Raw genomic sequence first — 16,107 nt, 5'->3', positions numbered from 1 at the left:
GGTCACCGCCCCTGCCACTTCGGCGGGCGCTTCTGTGTGAACGACGCGTGGAACTCCCGGTAGTCCTCGCCGTTCATCAGCAGCGCCTGGGTCGCCGCGTCCAGCTCCACGGCGGCCGCCAGCGGCATGTCCAGCTCCGCCGTCAGCAGGGCCTTGGTCTGGGCGTGGGCCAGGGCGGGGCCGGCGGCCAGCCGGCGGGCCAGGGCCTGGGCGGCCTCGTCGGCGTGGCCCTCCTCGGTGAGTTCGCTGATCAGGCCGATGCGCTCGGCCTCGGGAGCGCGGACCGGCTCGCCCAGCATCAGCAGCCGGGTGGCGTGACCGAGGCCGACGACCCGGGGCAGCAGATAGGCCGCGCCCATGTCGCCGCCGGACAGGCCGACCCGGGTGAAGAGGAAGGCGAAGCGGGCGCTCGGGTCCGCGACCCGGAAGTCGGCCGCGAGGGCGAGCACGGCCCCGGCGCCCGCCGCGACCCCGTGCACGGCGGCGATCACCGGGAACGGGCATTCGCGCAGGGCGCGCACCACCTGCCCGGTCATCCGGTTGAAGTCGAGCAGCTGGGCGGTGTCCAGGGCGAGGGTGGCGCCGATGATCTCGTCCACGTCGCCGCCGGAGCAGAAGCCGCGTCCCTCCCCGGCCAGCACCAGGGCGCGCACCGCGCGCTCCCGGGACAGCTCGGCCAGCAGGTCGCGCAGGTCGGCGTAGGCGCCGAAGGTGAGGGCGTTGAGCTTGTCGGGGCGGGCGAGGGTGACCGTGGCGACCCCGTCGGCGATCCGGAGGCGCAGGTGCTCCCAGTCGGCGGTGCGGGCGGCGGAGCCGGTGAAGGGACTCATGACGTGCGGCCTCCTTGGGCGGCGGTGCCGTACGTTGCGCTGTGCCTCGAAGTTATCACTCGTTTGTGACTGTCGTCACGGGGGCGCGACAGGCCGGGTCGCGAGGGTGCCCGTGCGCCGAGTGTCACCGCTTCGCCGCGGGCCCGTAACAGTGCGCCCCGGCGGGCGAGGCGGGGGGCCGGGCCGGGTAGGGCGTCCGGTACCGGGGCGGGGGCCCCGGGCGAAGCCCGCCGACCGTTTGGGGTGGCCGGGCCCGTACCATTCCTACAGTCGAAAGCAGGACAGCCTGCTCCATGAACGGACTCGCCTTGCACGAACGCCCCACCGAATCGGCCTCCTGGCGCCTGGCGCTGCCGCACACCGCCGCGGCGGTGCCGGTGGCCCGCGCACTGGTGCGCACGGCCCTTTCCGAGGTGGAGCAGGCGCCCGACTGCGACACGGCGGAGCTGCTCACGGCCGAGCTGGTGGCCAACGCGGTGGAGCACACCGCGGGCCGCGGGCCGATCGAGCTGGTGGTGGAGGTGGCGCCGACCGGCTGCCAGGTCGAGGTGCACGACCCGGACCCCGCGCCGCCCGGTCAGCTGACCCGGCCGGTCCTGGAGGAGCCCGACGTGTGGCAGGAGGGCGGGCGCGGGCTGCTGCTGATCCGCGCGCTGAGCGCCTCGTGCGGACACCGCCCCACCCCGAGGGGCAAGGCGGTGTGGTTCACACTGCCTGTGGTTCCCGCTCAGCGGCGTCCGCGGTGACGGCCGCGGCGTCGCGGGCCAGCGTGGAGTGCCGGCGCCCGTAGGCGGCGTAGACGGCGAGGCCCACCGCGAGGAAGACGGCGAACTGCACCCAGGTGTGCCAGCCGGTCTCGTACATCAGGTAGAGGCAGAAGGCGATGCCGAGCAGCGGGCCCACGGGGTAGAGCGGCACCCGGAAGCTGCGGCTCAGGCCCGGCTCGCGGCGGCGCAGGGCCATCACCGCGATGTTCACGACGGCCATGATCGCCAGCGTGCCGATGGTGCACAGGTTCATCACGGAGTCCAGGGACGCGAAGGCCGCCGGGAGCGCGAAGACGACCGCGACGATCAGGGTGCCCGCGACCGGCGTGGAGGTCTTCGGGGAGACCTTCTCGAAGACCCGCGGGATCAGGCCGTCCCGGGACATCGACATCAGGATGCGCGTCTGGCCGTACATCACGGCGAGCACCACGGAGGCGATGGCGACGACCGCGCCGAAGGCGATCACGCCGCCGCCGATGGTCGAGCCGGTGACCTCGTTGACGACGTAGGACAGGGCGGCGGGGCGGCCGGCGACCTGCTTGCCGCCGATGGCGCCGATCGCGGCGACCGCGACCGCGCAGTACAGCAGCGTCACGATGCCCATGCAGACCATGATCGCCACGGGGATGTCACGGCGGGGGTTCTTGGCCTCCTCGCCGGCGGTGGTGATCGCGTCGAAGCCGATGTACGAGAAGAACGCGGCGGTGGTGCCCGCGCCGATGCCGCCGAGGCCGGCCGGGGAGAACGGGGTGAGGTTGCCGTGCTTGAAGGCGCTGTAGCCGATGGCGCAGAAGGCGAGCAGGATCGCCAGCTTCACGGCGGCCATGGCGGCGGTCGCCCGGGCGCTCTCGCGCACCCCGCGCACCAGCAGCACCGAGGCCATGGCGATCACCAGGACCGCGGGCAGGTTGACGATCCCTCCGTCGCCGGGGCCGGCGGACAGCAGGGCGGGCAGTTGCCAGCCGGTGAGGCTGTGCAGCAGCTCGTTGACGTACTGGCTCCAGCCGACGGCGACGGCCGAGATGGAGATGCCGTACTCCAGCAGCAGGCACCAGCCGACCAGGAAGGCGGTGGACTCGCCGAGGCCGGCGTAGGCGAAGGAGTACGAGGAGCCGGAGACCGGGATCGCGCCGCCCAGCTCCGCGAAGGAGAAGGCGGTGAAGACGCAGGTGACGGCGGCGAGGACGAAGGAGACGACGACGGCCGGGCCGGCCTGGGCGACGGAGTCGGAGAGGCCGACGAAGATGCCGGTGCCGACGATGGCGCCGACGCCGAAGCAGATGAGCTGGAAGAGCCCCATCGTGCGCTTCAGGCCGTGCCCCTCGCGGTCCGCGCCGGATTCGGCGACGAGCAGGTGGGGGGACTTGATGCGGGGAGCGGGCATTGCGGGTGGTGCTCGTTTCTGGTGGTGCGGGCGACGGGATGACGGTCGCGGCGGCGGTACCGGAAGGGGTGGCTCCGGCCCGCCGATCAGGATAATCGCCGGTCGCGGACGGTGACCAGGACTACCGGCCGAGTGTGGCGACCAGCACGGCCTTGATGGTGTGCAGCCGGTTCTCTGCCTCGTCGAAGACGACGGAGTGCGCCGACTCGAAGACCTCGTCGGTGACCTCCAGGGAGGTCAGGCCGTAGGTCTCGTGGATCTCCCGGCCGACCTTGGTGCCGAGGTCGTGGAAGGCCGGCAGGCAGTGCAGGAACTTGACGTCCGGGTTGCCGGTGGCGCGCAGTACGTCCATCGTCACTGCGTACGGCGCGAGGGCCTTGATCCGCTCGGCCCAGACCTCCTTGGGCTCGCCCATGGAGACCCATACGTCGGTGGCGACGAAGTCGGCCCCGTGCACCCCCTCGGCCACGTCCTCGGTCAGGGTGATCGCGGCGCCGCTGCGCTCGGCCAGTTCGCGGGCGCGGGCCACGATCGCGGCATCCGGCCAGTACTGCTCGGGGGCGACGATCCGGACGTCCATGCCGAGCAGGGCACCGGTGACCAGGTAGGAGTTGCCCATGTTGAAGCGGGCGTCGCCGAGGTAGGCGAAGGCGGTCTCCGTGAGCGGCTTGGCGCTGTGCTCGGTCATGGTGAGCACGTCGGCGAGCATCTGGGTGGGATGCCAGTCGTCGGTGAGGCCGTTGTAGACGGGCACGCCGGCCTCGGCGGCCAGCTCCTCGACCTTGGCCTGGCTGTCGCCCCGGTACTCGATGCCGTCGTACATCCGGCCGAGGACGCGGGCGGTGTCCTTGACGGACTCCTTGTGCCCGATCTGCGAGCCGATCGGGTCGAGGTAGGTGGTGTGGGCGCCCTGGTCGGCGGCGGCGACCTCGAACGCGCAGCGGGTGCGCGTCGAGGTCTTCTCGAAGATCAGCGCGATGTTGCGGCCCCGCAGGTACGGGGTCTCGGTCCCGGCCCGCTTGGCGGCCTTCAGCTCCGCGGCCAGCTCGATCAGACCGCGGAACTCCGCCTCGGTGAAGTCCAGCTCCTTGAGGAAGTGGCGGCCGGCGAGGGCGGTCGGGACTGTCGCCATGGGGGCGCTCCAGGGGTACGACGGTAAGGACGATGGAATTCTATACGACCTTCGGCAAATTTATGCAGCCCTGGGGGGTGAGGTGCACATCCTCACACCGGCGCCCGGTCGTCCGGGCGCCGCCCCCGCGCTCACACCGCGTCCCGCACCACCGGGCAGCTCATGCACCGGGGGCCGCCCCGGCCCCGCCCCAGCTCGCTGCCGGGGATCTCGATGACCTCGATGCCCTGCTTGCGCAGATGGGTGTTGGTGGTGGAGTTCCGCTCGTAGGCGACGACGACCCCGGGCTCGACGGCGAGCACGTTGCAGCCGTCGTCCCACTGCTCGCGCTCGGCCGCGTGCACGTCCTGGGTGGCGGTGAGCACCCGGATCTCGCCGAGCCCGAGGGCGGCGGCGATGGCCCGGTGCATGTGCTCCGGCGGATGGTCGGTGACCTTCAGCTCCTTCTCGCCCACGCCCGGTTCGATGGTGTACGAGCGCAGCATGCCGAGCCCCGCGTACTGGGTGAAGGTGTCGCCGTCGACCATCGTCATCACCGTGTCCAGGTGCATGAAGGCGCGCCGCTTGGGCATGTCGAGCGCCACGATGGTGCGCGCGGAGCCGGCCGCGAACAGCTTGTGCGCGAGCATCTCCACGGCCTGCGGGGTGGTGCGCTCGCTCATTCCGACGAGGACCGCGCCGTTGCCGATCACCAGCACGTCGCCGCCCTCGATGGTCGAGGGGTGGTCGGCCTGCCCCTGGGACCAGACGTGGAACCGCTCTTCGGCGAAGAGCGGGTGGTGCCGGTAGATCGCCTCGAAGTGCACGGTCTCGCGCTGCCGGGCGGGCAGCCGCATGGCGTTGATGGCGACCCCGTCGTAGATCCAGGCGGAGGTGTCGCGGGTGAAGAGGTGGTTGGGGAGCGGGCCGAGCAGGAAGTCGTCCAGCTCCATCACATGGAAGCGCACGGAGGTCGGCTCCGCGTGCGCTTCCAGGAACTCCCGCTTGGTCATGCCGCCGACCAGCGCCTCGGCCAGGTCCCGCGCGGGCAGGTTCTCGAAGGCGGCGCGCAGATGCGCGGTGGCGAGGGGGCCGTACTCGCGCTCGTCGAAGACCCGGTCCAGGACCAGGGCGCGGGCCTCGGGGACCTCCAGGGTCTCGACCAGCAGGTCGCCGAAGAGGTGGACGGCGACGCCGCGATCGCGCAGCACATCGGCGAACCCGTCGTGCTCGGCGCGCGCCCGGCGCACCCAGAGCACGTCGTCGAAGAGGAGGGCGTCCTTGTTGCTGGGGGTGAGCCTTTTGAGCTCGAGGTCCGGCCGGTGCAGGATGACGCGGCGCAGCCGCCCGGCCTCGGAGTCGACATGGAATCCCATGCCCCCATCCTGACCACCGAGGACCGGATTCACCCGCCCCTCGACCATTTTGCGGCGCTCTCGTTGCGACTCCCGCCCCCGCCGGTTCTCGTCACACTGACGGCAATCGGGTGCGGCGGCACGGTTCGGCGGGCGCCTAAGCGTCCGCACTCCGGGGCTGCGCCCTTGCCCCGTCGACGATCCCGAAGGTCCGCCGCCCATGCCGCGGACCTCTCTGAGCCGACGACTCGCCGAGCGCTTCCGAGAGATCGACGGCGGCCACCCGACGACCAGGGCCGACGACGCCTACGTCGTCGGCTTCGGCGGGCGACATCCCGGGACGCCCGCATCACCGCGATGAGGGCCCGCTTCCCGCGGCCGTGAAGCACCGCGGGAAACGACGGGTCCCGCCCCCGGCCGCCGGCCTACAGCCGCGGGTCCACCGGCTCCGACTCCAGTGCCAGCACGCCGAACACCGCCTCGTGCACCCGCCACAGCGGCTCACCCGCGGACAGGCGGTCGAGGGCCTCCAGGCCGAGGGCGTACTCGCGCAGGGCGAGGGAGCGCTTGTGGTTGAGGAACCGGCGGCGCAGCAGGGCGAGGTTGTCGGGGCGGGTGTACTCGGGGCCGTAGATGATGCGCAGGTACTCGCGGCCCCGGCACTTGACGCCGGGCTGGACCAGACGGCCGTCCGGGCGGCGGACCAGGGCGCCGAGCGGCTTGACGACCATGCCCTCGCCGCCCCGGCCGGTCATCTCCAGCCACCAGTCGACACCGGCCCGCACCGACTCGGGGTCGCCCGTGTCGACGTACAGCCGGCGGGTGGTCCCCAGCAGGCCGGAGGCGTCGTGTTCCACCAGGCGGTCCAGCAGCGCCAGTTGCTCGTCGTGCGGGAGCGCGGCGAGGCTGCGGCCCTCGGTGGCGAGGATCTGGAAGGGCGCCAGGCGGACGCCGTCCAGGCCCTCGGTGGTCCAGCAGTAGCGCCGGTACGCGGCCGTGAACGCGGCGGCGTCGGCGGCGCGTTCGCGCTGCCGGTCGAGCAGGGCGCCCACGTCGGCGCCCCGGGCCGCGGCCGCCTCCAGCGCGGCCAGCGCGCCCGGGAACACCGCGCCGGACGCGGCGCCGACCGCCGCGTACTGGCTGCGCAGCAGGCCCTGGGCCTTCAGCGACCAGGGCATCAGCTCGGTGTCCAGCAGCAGCCAGTCCGTGTCCAGTTCGGCCCACAGGCCGGCCTCGGTGATCGCCGCGCGCAGCCGGTCCAGGACCGACTCGGTCATCTCCTCGTCGTCGAAGAAGGGCCGCCCGGTACGGGTGTACAGCGCGCCCGTGGGGCCCTCCACGCCGAACCGCCCGGTGGCCGCCGCCGCGTCCCGGCACACCAGGACCACGGCCCGCGAGCCCATGTGCTTCTCCTCGCACACCACGCGCGCCACCCCGTCGGCCGCGTAACTCGCGAACGCCTCCCGCGGGTGCTCCAGGTAGCCGTCCACCTCGGAGGTGGCCGTCGGCGCCATGGTCGGTGGCAGATACGGCACCAGGCGCGGGTCGAGCGCGAAGCGGCTCATGACCTCCAGGGCCGCCGCCGCGTTCTCCTCGCGCACCGCCACCCTCCCGGCGTGCCGGGTCTCCACCGCCCGGCGCCCGGAGACGTCGGCCAGGTCCAGCGGCCGGCCGTCGCGTCCGCCCGGCGCCTCGGTGCGCAGCGGGCGGGCCGGCTCGTACCAGACGCGCTCGGCCGGCACGTCGACCAGCTCGCGCTCCGGCCAGCGCAGCGCGGTCAGCCGGCCGCCGAAGACGGCACCGGTGTCCAGGCAGATGGTGTTGTTGAGCCAGGTGGCCTCCGGCACCGGCGTGTGGCCGTAGACGACCGCCGCCCGGCCCCGGTAGTCCTCGGCCCACGGGTAGCGCACGGGCAGGCCGAACTCGTCGGTCTCCCCGGTGGTGTCGCCGTACAGCGCGTGCGAGCGGACGCGTCCGGAGGTGCGGCCGTGGTACTTCTCGGGCAGGCCGGCATGGCAGACGACCAGCTTGCCGCCGTCGAGGACGTAGTGGCTGACCAGTCCGTCGATGAACGTGCGCACCCGGGCCCGGAACTCCTCGCTCTCGCCGTCCATCTGGGCGATGGTCTCGGCGAGGCCGTGGGTGTGCTGGACGTTGCGGCCCTTGAGGTGACGGCCGTACTTGTTCTCGTGGTTGCCCGGCACGCACAGCGCGTGGCCCGCCTCCACCATGTCCATCACCCGGCGCAGCACACCGGGGCTGTCCGGGCCGCGGTCGACCAGGTCGCCGACGAACACGGCGGTGCGGCCCTCGGGGTGCACGCCGTCGTCGTAGCCCAGCTTGGACAGCAGCGACTCCAGTTCGGCGGAGCAGCCGTGCACGTCGCCGATGATGTCGAAGGGGCCGGTGAGGTGGGCGAGGTGGTTGAAACGCCGCTCGGTGACGACGGTGGCGGCCTCGGCCTCCTCGACGCCGCGCAGGACGTGCACCTTGCGGAAGCCCTCGCGCTCCAGGTGCCGCAGCGAGCGCCGCAGTTCGCGGATGTGCCGCTGGATGACCCGGCGCGGCATGTCGGCGCGGTCGGTGCGGGCCGCGTTGCGTTCGGCGCACACCTCCTCGGGCATGTCGAGCACGATGGCGATGGGCAGCACGTCGTGCTTCCGCGCCAGTTCGATCAACTGGCGCCGGCTGTCCTGCTGCACGCTGGTGGCGTCCACGACGGTGCGGCGGCCCGCGGCGAGCCGCTTGCCGGCTATGTAGTGCAGGACGTCGAAGGCGTCGCGGCTGGCGCTCTGGTCGTTCTCGTCGTCGGCGACCAGGCCGCGGCAGAAGTCGGAGGAGATCACCTCGGTGGGCTTGAAGTGCCTGCGGGCGAAGGTGGACTTGCCGGAGCCGGAGGCGCCGACGAGGACCACGAGGGAGAGGTCGGTGACGGGGAGGACCCGTCCGGTCCGTGTCTCGGTCATGCCGCCTTCGCCTCCTTCTCGGTCGTGAGGGTGAACAGGGCCAGCTGGGTGGGCGGTCCCACCTCGGGGTCGTCGGGGCCGACGGGCCGGAACTCGACCTCGTAGCCGTGCCGTTCGGCGACCGCGGCGGCCCAGGAGCGGAACTCGGCACGGGTCCACTCGAAGCGGTGGTCGCCGTGCCGGACGTGTCCGGCGGGCAGGGTCTCCCAGCGGACGTTGTACTCGACGTTCGGGGTGGTGACGACGACGGTGCGCGGGCGGGCGTGCCCGAACACCGCGTACTCCAGGGCGGGCAGCCGGGGCAGGTCGAGGTGTTCGATCACCTCGCTGAGCACGGCCGCGTCATAGCCCTTGAGCCGCTTGTCGGTGTAGGCGAGGGAGCCCTGCACCAGCCGGACGCGGGACGCCTGCCGCTCGCCCATGCGGTCGAGCCTCAGCCGCCGGGAGGCGATGGTGAGCGCCCGTACGGACACGTCGACGCCGACGATCTCGGTGAACCGGACGTCCTTCAGCAACTCCTGCACCAACTGGCCCTGTCCGCAGCCGAGGTCGAGCACCCGGGCGGCGCCGCGGGCGCGCAGCGCGGTGACGATCGCCTCGCGGCGCTGGACCGCGAGCGGGGTCGGCTTCTCCTCCGTCTCGGTCTCCTGGCCGACCGCGTTGTCGATCTCCTCGACCTCGCTGTCGTCGGCCTCGGCGAGCCGCACCAGCTCCAGCGCCTCGCGCGCCTGCCGGGTCAGCGACCAGCGGCGGGAGAGATAGCGGCTGGTGATCAGCTGCTGCTCCGGGTGGCCGGGCAGCCAGCCCTCACCGGCACGGAGCAGCTTGTCGACCTCGTCGGCGGAGACCCAGTAGTGCTTGGCGTCGTCGAGGACCGGCAGCAGCACGTACAGGTGGCGCAGCGCCTCGGCGAGGGTCAGCGCGTCCGACTCCAGGACCAGGCGGACGTAGCGCGAGTCGCCCCACTGCGGGAACTCCGGGTCCAGCGGCACCGGTTCGGCGTCCACCGTCCAGCCGAGCGGCTCGAAGAGCCTTCGCACGAGGGGGGCGCCGCCGCGGGCGGGTACGGCCGGGACCTCGATGCGCAGCGGCAGCGGGGCGGCGGCCCGCTCGGGACGGGCGGCGCACACCCCGCGCATGGCGCTGGAGAAGACGCCGCTCAGGGCGACGGCGAGGAGGGAGGAGGCGGCGTAGGGGCGGTCGTTCACGTACTGCGCGAGCGCCGCGTCGGGGGCGCCGCCGCGGCCCTTGCCCTTGCCGCGCCGCACCAGCGCCACCGGATCGGTCTCCAGCAGCAGGGCGGCCGTGCACCGCGCGTCGTCCGCCTCGGGGTAGAAGACGTGCGCGGTGCCGTAGGACGTGGAGAACCTCTGCGCCTTGCCGGGATGCTTGTGCAGCAGGTAGCCGAGGTCGGTGGCCGGGTGGGCGGCGTCGCCGCTGGTGGAGATCGTCAGGAACACGCGTCCGAGTCTCCCCGCTCGGGTTCCCCTGTGACCACCTGTTTTCCGTCCCGCCGCCGGCTCCCTGCGCGGTCGCGCCCACGGCGGCATGCATGATGGATACATGGATCTTCGAGTCTTCACAGAACCCCAGCAGGGCGCGACCTACGACACGCTGCTGCGCGTCGCCAAGACCGCGGAGGAGCTGGGCTACGACGCTTTCTTCCGCTCGGACCACTACCTCCACATGGGCAACGTGGACGGTCTGCCCGGTCCCACCGACGCCTGGATCACTCTCGCCGGCATCGCCCGGGAGACCAGCCGCATCCGGCTCGGCACGCTGATGACGGCGGGCACCTTCCGGCTGCCCGGCGTCCTGGCCATCCAGGTGGCGCAGGTCGACCAGATGTCCGGCGGGCGGGTGGAGCTGGGGCTCGGCTCGGGCTGGTACGAGGACGAGCACAAGGCGTACGGCATCCCCTTCCCGAAGGAGAAGTTCGGGCGTCTGGAGGAGCAACTCGCCATCGTCACGGGGCTGTGGGAGACGCCGGTCGGCGAGCGGTTCGACTACGACGGCACGTTCTACCGGTTGCAGGACTCCCCGGCGCTGCCGAAGCCCGCGCAGGCCAAGGTGCCGGTCCTCATCGGCGGGCACGGCGCCAGGCGGACGCCGGCGCTGGCGGCGCGGTACGCCGACGAGTTCAACATCCCGTTCGCCTCCGTCGAGGACAGTGAGCGCCAGTTCGGCCGGGTCCGGGCCGCGGCCGAGGAGCACGGGCGCAAGGGCGACGACCTCGTCTACTCCAACGCGCTGGTCGCCTGCGTCGGCAGGAACGACGCCGAGGTCAAGCGGCGCGCGGACGCCATCGGTCGCGAGGTGGACGAGCTGAAGGCCAACGGTCTCGCGGGCTCCCCCGCGGAGGTCGTGGAGAAGCTGGGCCGCTACGCCGCGGTCGGCTCGACCCGTGTCTACTTCCAGATGCTGGACCTGGACGACCTGGACCACCTGGAACTGATCGCCGCCGAGGTCATGCCGCAGGTCGCCTGACGACCGCACCCGGCCGGGCCGGCGCGGCCACCGGCCCGGCGGGGCACCTCGACGCGGAGAACCGCCCGGCCGGCGGTCGCCCGGCGGTGCCGGTGACAGACCTTGCCGGCGCGCCGCGCGAGAGTGTCAGGGCCGTTCCAGCTCGGCGCGGCCTTCGCCGCGGGTCACGCGCACGGTGCGCCGCCGAAGGGGCTGCCCTGGTTGTCGTTCGCCGATAACACCTCTTCGCGCGCCGCGAGTTTGCGCAGCATCTCGCGGACGCGGTCGCCTGACTCGTCGGCCGCGTCGATCGCCTCCATGCACTGCCAGTACGTCGTCTCGTCCGCCGCGGTGCTGGCCACGCCGACCAGCGCCATGCCGACCTCGCCGAGCAGGCCGCCGAGGCAGAGCAGGGTCTCGCGGGCGTCGTCCAGCCGGGTGAGCTGGGCCGCGCGCAGGTCGCCGGGGTCCAGTTCGGGCGGATCGAGGACCCCGCAGCCCCGGCCCGCCAGCTCGGTCAGACCGAGCGCCTCGCCGCGCAGCTCCGGCGGCCCGGAGACCGCGAGCCTGCTGCCGATCGCCTGCGCGAGTGCCTGCGCCTGCCACACCTCCGCCAGCAGTCCGGGCGTGTCCGTCCCGCCCGCCAGGGCCCGCCTGCTGGTGAGGATGAGCCGTACCGCGTCCATCCGTCGCCCCCGTCCCTTCACTCACTCGCTCGCATGTTCACTGGCTCTCTTGTCCACTACCCAGAGTGAAGGCCGTTGGGGCGAAAAGCTAGAGGAAGCCCGAAATCTCGGGACAACAATTCGGATTCGGCGAGTACTTCGACTGCGAAGAGTAATAACGGAAGCGGGGTATCCGGTTGTTGGCGGGTGCGCGACGTCCGATCGTGCGACGGTCAGCCGGGTTCGTCCCCCGCCCCCGGCTCCGTCCCCGCCCCCTCCCCCGCTCCCGGCAGCGGGAAGCGCCGTTCGTTGCGGTCGATCTTCTCCGCCAGGGCGGTCAGCGGGTCGATGTCCAGGACCTCGCAGAACTGGAGGAGATAGGCGAGCACGTCGGCGACCTCGTCGCGGACGCGGTGCGCGGTGCCGGGGTCGGCCATCACCCGGACGGACTCCTCCGGGGTCAACCACTGGAAGATCTCGACCAGTTCGGAGGCCTCCACGCTGAGCGCGGCGACGAGGTTCTTGGGCGTGTGGTACGGCCCCCAGTCGCGGGCGGCGGCGAACTCGGCCAGTCGGCGCTGGAGTCGGGGCAGGTCGGGGTGTTCCGTCACGGGTTCAGGTGTACCACCGTGACGCCCTCGGTCCCGGCGGCCCAGGAGGCGTCGTTGACCGCGGCCACACAGCGGATGTGCCCGCGCTCGCCCATCCGGACCGCCAGCCGCAGCAGGGCGCGGCGCTGGGCCGGGTCGAGGCAGCGGTCGAAGCCGTCGGCGAGGACGGTGAGGGAGCGCAGCGCGTCGGGCACCTCGCCCGGCGGGTCGATGTCCAGCACCCCGGGACCGGTGAGCAGCACCAACGCCAGCGCCAGGTAGCGCAGTTCGCCCTCGCCGAGCCGGGCCAGGTCGGTGCGGTGCCCGTCGCCGCGGTCGAGCAGGGCCCGTACCGTGCCGTCGAAGAGCGGTTCGGCGATCAGGTCGGCCACCGGCCCGGCACAGCCCGTGTCCAGCGCCTCGACCAGCCGGGCGTGCCGGCGGGCGCACTCGGCGCGGGTGCGCCACAGCACCTCGGCGAGGTTGTCGCAGCCGCGCGTCAGCCGGCCGGAGCCGATGGGCACGGGGGTGCGCATGCAGTCGGGGCGGGGGTCGCAGGCGAAGACCGAGCGCAGCGCGACGACCATCTGCTCGGCCGCGGCCAGCACCCGGCGCTGCCCGTCCGTCTTGCCGGCCACCCGCAGCGGCAGCAGGGCGGTGCCGAGGCGGTCGTCGGGGAACGGCGCGCGGGTCACCGGCGCGGCGCCCGCGGTGTGCCAGGCGGCCTGCACGGTGCGCCGCCCGGGGTCGCGCAGGGCGGTCTCCAGGAGCACGACGCCGGCCGCGGTGAGCCGTTCGCCCACGATCCGCGGGTGCGGCTCGGCCTGGACGGCGATGTCGAGCCGGACCGGGCCCTCGGCGCCGTCGGCCGTACAGCCGATCCGGAAGCCCCTGCGGCCCTCGGCGTCGGGCCGGGCCCGGTCGGGCACGCAGGCGGCCGGGTCCGGGAACGCCTCCACGAGCGAGGCGCCCCCGCCGAGCCGGGCCAGCCCCTCGTACGCGGCGAGCGCGGTCGTCTTGCCCGCGCCGCTGGGCCCCGCGAACACGGTGACCGGCCCCAGCCGGTACCCGGCCCGCCGGTGTCCCGCGAAGGCCGACAGCCGTAACTCGGCGAGCCGCGGCCGCGCGTCGGGCGGACCGGCGGCCCCGGCGAACGCGTCGCCCACCGCCGTCCCGGCGACGGGCACGGAGGAGACGGAGGACAGGGAGGGCACGGACATGCCCGAACGTTAGGGCCCCGTCCGGGGGACCGAACCGTTTCCCCGGGCAGCGTTCCCACGATCGGGGGGCGCACGGCCCCGGTGATGACCCGCGCGTCACCGGACCGGATGACGGAATCCGGCGTGGCGCGCCGGGCCCGGGCGCCGCGCGCCCCACTCGCCCAAGGCCACCGCGGACCTCGTCAGCCCGCGCCCTCCATCAGTCCACTGACCTCCGTGCCGGGCGGGGTGAGGAGGAACACGTTCCGGTCGACCCGGTGCATTCCGCTGCCCAGGCCGAAGACGACACCCGTGCTGAAGTCGAGGACGCGTTTGGCGACGTCGCCCTCCGCGCCGGAGAGGTCCAGCAGGACCGGCGCGCCGGCCATCACGGTCTCGGCCACCTCGCGGGCGTCCGCGAAGACGTTCACGCGCAGGACCACGAAGCGGCGCCGGGTCTCGGTCTCGTCGTCGGGCAGCGAGCGGTGGTTCACCGCCGACGGCCAGGCGTCCCGGCCCCGCAACGGCACGACCTGGGCGAGCCCTTCCCACTGTTCATCGGTGACGTCGTAACGGCTCACCGGCTCCCCCCGACCTGACTCGCATTCCATGCCTGCACCAGCCAATTCTTACGCCAAGTCACCCGTTCGGCCCAACAACGACACGGGTGGCATCGACCCGATGACGCCGAACCCGCCCCACCCTGGGGCACATGTACGAATACGCCCGCTTCTTACCGCCCTCATACCGGACTCTTCACCTCGCGCCGCGAGCCGTTCACGCGTCGCCGATAGCGTCCGATCCCGTGCACTTGGCAGAAACACAGCAGGTGACGCCCGGCCGGCGGACGCAGTCGGCGGTGTCCGCCGTCCCGGGACCGCGCGCGGAGGTCCCCGGGGCCCCCGCGCAGTGGCACCGCGTGCTCACCCTCCTCGCCGACGTGAGCCTCTTCATCGGCACCCGCTCGGTCTGGACCCAGGCGGCCACGCACCGTCTCGTCCTCGCCGGGGTCATCTCCGTCTGCTACGCCGCGATCCTGGCGACCGGCGTGCTGACGCTGACGGTCCGCCGGGCGCGCTCGCTGGCCCGGCTGGACCTCGTGGTGCTGGTCACGGCGATCGTCCTCACGCTGTGCGCGTGGGCGCTGAACCACGCGGGCGGCGACGAGGCGGTCCTCACCACACAGGCCGCCAAGGAACTGGCCGGCGGGCACACGCTGTACGACCACCCCTGGCCGTGGCTGTTCCACATCAAGGGCGTGGCGCTGACGGCGACGACGAGCGGCGGGTACGACTACACGTACGGCTACCCCCCGCTGGCGCCGCTGCTCACCGTGCCGTTCCTGTGGCTGGGCCACCACGGCGCCCCGGCGACGGCGGCGGCCACGGCGGCGCTGGTCGTGGGCGCGGTGCTGCTGTGGCGGATGCTGCCGGCGCCGTGGCGCTCGGCGGCCACCATGGTGTGCCTGGGCTTCGGCTTCCTGCCGATGTACGCCCGTCAGGGCTACCCGGCGATCGTCGCGCTCGCCCTGCTGGTGCCGGTGGTGGTCCGCTGGCCCCGGCTGGGCGCGGGCGGCCGGCTCGGCGCGGCCGGTGTCGCGCGGGCCGCGTGCCTCGGCGCGGCGTGCGCGGCCCAGCAACTGCCCTGGTTCGTGACACCGTTCCTGCTCGCCGGGATCTACGCGGTGCGCCGCGGCGAGCTGGGCGGGCGGGCGGCCGCGCGGGTGGTGCTGCGGATCGCCGGGATCGCGGTGCTGACCTTCCTCCTGGTCAACGCGTATCTGATCGTGACCGAGCCCGGCCCGTGGCTGCGGGGCATCGCGCTGCCGCTGACCCAGGGCGCGGTGCTGCACGGCCAGGGCCTGGTGGACGTCTCGCTGTACTTCACCCACGGCAGCGACCGGCTCGACTGGTACAGCCACGCCAGCATGCTGCTCGCCGCCGCCCTGCTGGCCCTGTTCGTGCTGTTCGTACGGCGGCTCGGCCCGGCCGCGACCGTGCTGCCGTGGTGCGCGTTCTATCTGGCGACGCGCTCGCAGGACGGCTACTACCTGATGATGACCCCGCTGTGGCTGGCGGCGGCGATCACCGTGCCGCTGTCGGAGTTCGGCAACGCCTGGCAGCCCCGGTCGTGGCTGCCGGCCGGCCCGCGCCGCAGGCCCGCGCTGGCCGCGGCCGTCGTGGTGCTGCTGGCGCCCGCGCTGGTGAGCGCGGTCCTCGCGGCCACGGGGCGCGCGCCGCTGCGGATGGACATCGCCTCGGTCCGGCACCGCTCGGGGCGCACGGTGACCGGGCTGACCCTGAAGGTCGCCAACACCGGCGACACCCCGCTCACCCCGTACTACATGCTGACCACGGGCCAGGGGATGAACCGCTACTGGTCGCGCACGCACGGCCCGGCCACGATCCCCGCGCACACCACAACGACCATCGACCTGCGCGCCCCGTCCGGCCACTTCACCGTCCCGGCGAAGACGAGCACCCATCTGCGCCTGCGCGCCTTCACGGGCACCCCGCAGACGCTGTCCACCCGCGACGTGCACCGCTCCGACCTCGGCATCAGGGACTGACCCGGCCGAAGGCCCGTCCCCGCCCTCCTCACCCGGCATCACCGGAGCGCCCACGGACCACGGTGCGTCGGACCGCGGCCACCCACCACCGCCGCTCCCGCACCGGAGTCCGCCCCGCGGCGCGCCGCGGCGCGCTGTCGTGGCGGGCGGATCGCCGTCGGGAGCGGTGCAGGTCACAGCCGCAAGGGGAGAAAACTCACAAGCG

Annotated in this window: 13 protein-coding genes; 3 read left to right on the top strand and 10 right to left on the bottom strand. The window is 73.2% G+C overall.

Features of this window, described 5'->3' with window-relative positions; all coding sequences use genetic code 11:
• Positions 1–2: 2 nt before the first annotated feature.
• Positions 3–830 (bottom strand): enoyl-CoA hydratase family protein, encoded by an 828-nt coding sequence (locus tag ACSP97_RS27095; RefSeq protein WP_355148586.1) that lies wholly within the window; start codon positions 828–830, stop codon positions 3–5.
• 293 nt (positions 831–1,123) lie between these two features.
• Between ACSP97_RS27095 and ACSP97_RS27090 the strand changes: the two genes are divergently transcribed.
• On the top strand, positions 1,124–1,576 hold the full coding sequence (locus tag ACSP97_RS27090; protein WP_355148588.1) for an ATP-binding protein: 453 nt from the start codon (positions 1,124–1,126) through the stop codon (positions 1,574–1,576).
• On the opposite strand, the gene ACSP97_RS27085 is transcribed toward ACSP97_RS27090, so the two are convergent.
• The 5 genes from ACSP97_RS27085 to ACSP97_RS27065 form a co-directional block, all read right to left on the bottom strand.
• Complete coding sequence (locus tag ACSP97_RS27085; RefSeq protein WP_382012643.1) at positions 1,536–2,981, bottom strand: amino acid permease; 1,446 nt, start codon at positions 2,979–2,981, stop codon at positions 1,536–1,538. The genes ACSP97_RS27090 and ACSP97_RS27085 overlap by 41 nt on opposite strands.
• Positions 2,982–3,102: 121 nt before the next feature.
• A complete protein-coding gene (gene argF / locus ACSP97_RS27080) occupies positions 3,103–4,113 on the bottom strand; it encodes an ornithine carbamoyltransferase (protein WP_382012644.1) in 1,011 nt (336 codons plus the stop codon).
• A gap of 131 nt (positions 4,114–4,244) precedes the next feature.
• Positions 4,245–5,468, bottom strand: a complete 1,224-nt coding sequence (locus ACSP97_RS27075) for an arginine deiminase (protein WP_355148594.1) — start codon at positions 5,466–5,468, stop codon at positions 4,245–4,247.
• 404 nt (positions 5,469–5,872) lie between these two features.
• Complete coding sequence (locus tag ACSP97_RS27070; RefSeq protein ID WP_440554656.1) at positions 5,873–8,413, bottom strand: polynucleotide kinase-phosphatase; 2,541 nt, start codon at positions 8,411–8,413, stop codon at positions 5,873–5,875.
• Positions 8,410–9,873, bottom strand: coding sequence for a 3' terminal RNA ribose 2'-O-methyltransferase Hen1 (locus ACSP97_RS27065; RefSeq protein ID WP_355148600.1), 1,464 nt, complete (start codon positions 9,871–9,873; stop codon positions 8,410–8,412). The genes ACSP97_RS27070 and ACSP97_RS27065 overlap by 4 nt, the downstream gene beginning before the upstream one ends.
• A 103-nt stretch (positions 9,874–9,976) precedes the next feature.
• Here ACSP97_RS27065 and ACSP97_RS27060 point away from each other — a divergent pair, with 103 nt between their 5' ends.
• On the top strand, positions 9,977–10,900 hold the full coding sequence (locus ACSP97_RS27060; protein WP_355523952.1) for an LLM class F420-dependent oxidoreductase: 924 nt from the start codon (positions 9,977–9,979) through the stop codon (positions 10,898–10,900).
• Positions 10,901–11,064: 164 nt separating this feature from the next.
• On the opposite strand, the gene ACSP97_RS27055 is transcribed toward ACSP97_RS27060, so the two are convergent.
• The 4 genes from ACSP97_RS27055 to ACSP97_RS27040 all read right to left on the bottom strand — a co-directional run bounded on the left by ACSP97_RS27055 (position 11,065) and on the right by ACSP97_RS27040 (position 13,944).
• Positions 11,065–11,565 carry a DUF6099 family protein gene (locus ACSP97_RS27055; RefSeq protein ID WP_355148604.1) on the bottom strand — a complete coding sequence of 167 codons (501 nt, stop codon included), beginning with the start codon at positions 11,563–11,565 and terminating at the stop codon, positions 11,065–11,067.
• A 212-nt stretch (positions 11,566–11,777) separates the two neighbouring features.
• The gene (locus ACSP97_RS27050) at positions 11,778–12,155 is read right to left on the bottom strand and encodes a nucleotide pyrophosphohydrolase (protein ID WP_440554653.1); all 378 of its coding nucleotides are present in this window, start codon (positions 12,153–12,155) and stop codon (positions 11,778–11,780) included.
• Positions 12,152–13,354 carry an ATP-binding protein gene (locus ACSP97_RS27045; RefSeq protein WP_355523958.1) on the bottom strand — a complete coding sequence of 401 codons (1,203 nt, stop codon included), beginning with the start codon at positions 13,352–13,354 and terminating at the stop codon, positions 12,152–12,154. Before ACSP97_RS27045 ends, ACSP97_RS27050 begins: the two co-directional genes overlap by 4 nt.
• Positions 13,355–13,536: 182 nt before the next feature.
• The gene (locus tag ACSP97_RS27040; RefSeq protein ID WP_070021935.1) at positions 13,537–13,944 is read right to left on the bottom strand and encodes a cell division protein SepF; all 408 of its coding nucleotides are present in this window, start codon (positions 13,942–13,944) and stop codon (positions 13,537–13,539) included.
• 194 nt (positions 13,945–14,138) lie between these two features.
• Between ACSP97_RS27040 and ACSP97_RS27035 the strand changes: the two genes are divergently transcribed.
• Positions 14,139–15,902, top strand: a complete 1,764-nt coding sequence (locus ACSP97_RS27035) for a hypothetical protein (protein ID WP_382075987.1) — start codon at positions 14,139–14,141, stop codon at positions 15,900–15,902.
• Positions 15,903–16,107 lie beyond the last annotated feature (205 nt).

It is taken from the genome of Streptomyces sp. SCPE 10 (genome assembly GCF_051980735.1).
Classification (GTDB): domain Bacteria; phylum Actinomycetota; class Actinomycetes; order Streptomycetales; family Streptomycetaceae; genus Streptomyces; species Streptomyces misionensis.
This window is presented reverse-complemented; position numbering and strand designations above follow the sequence as displayed.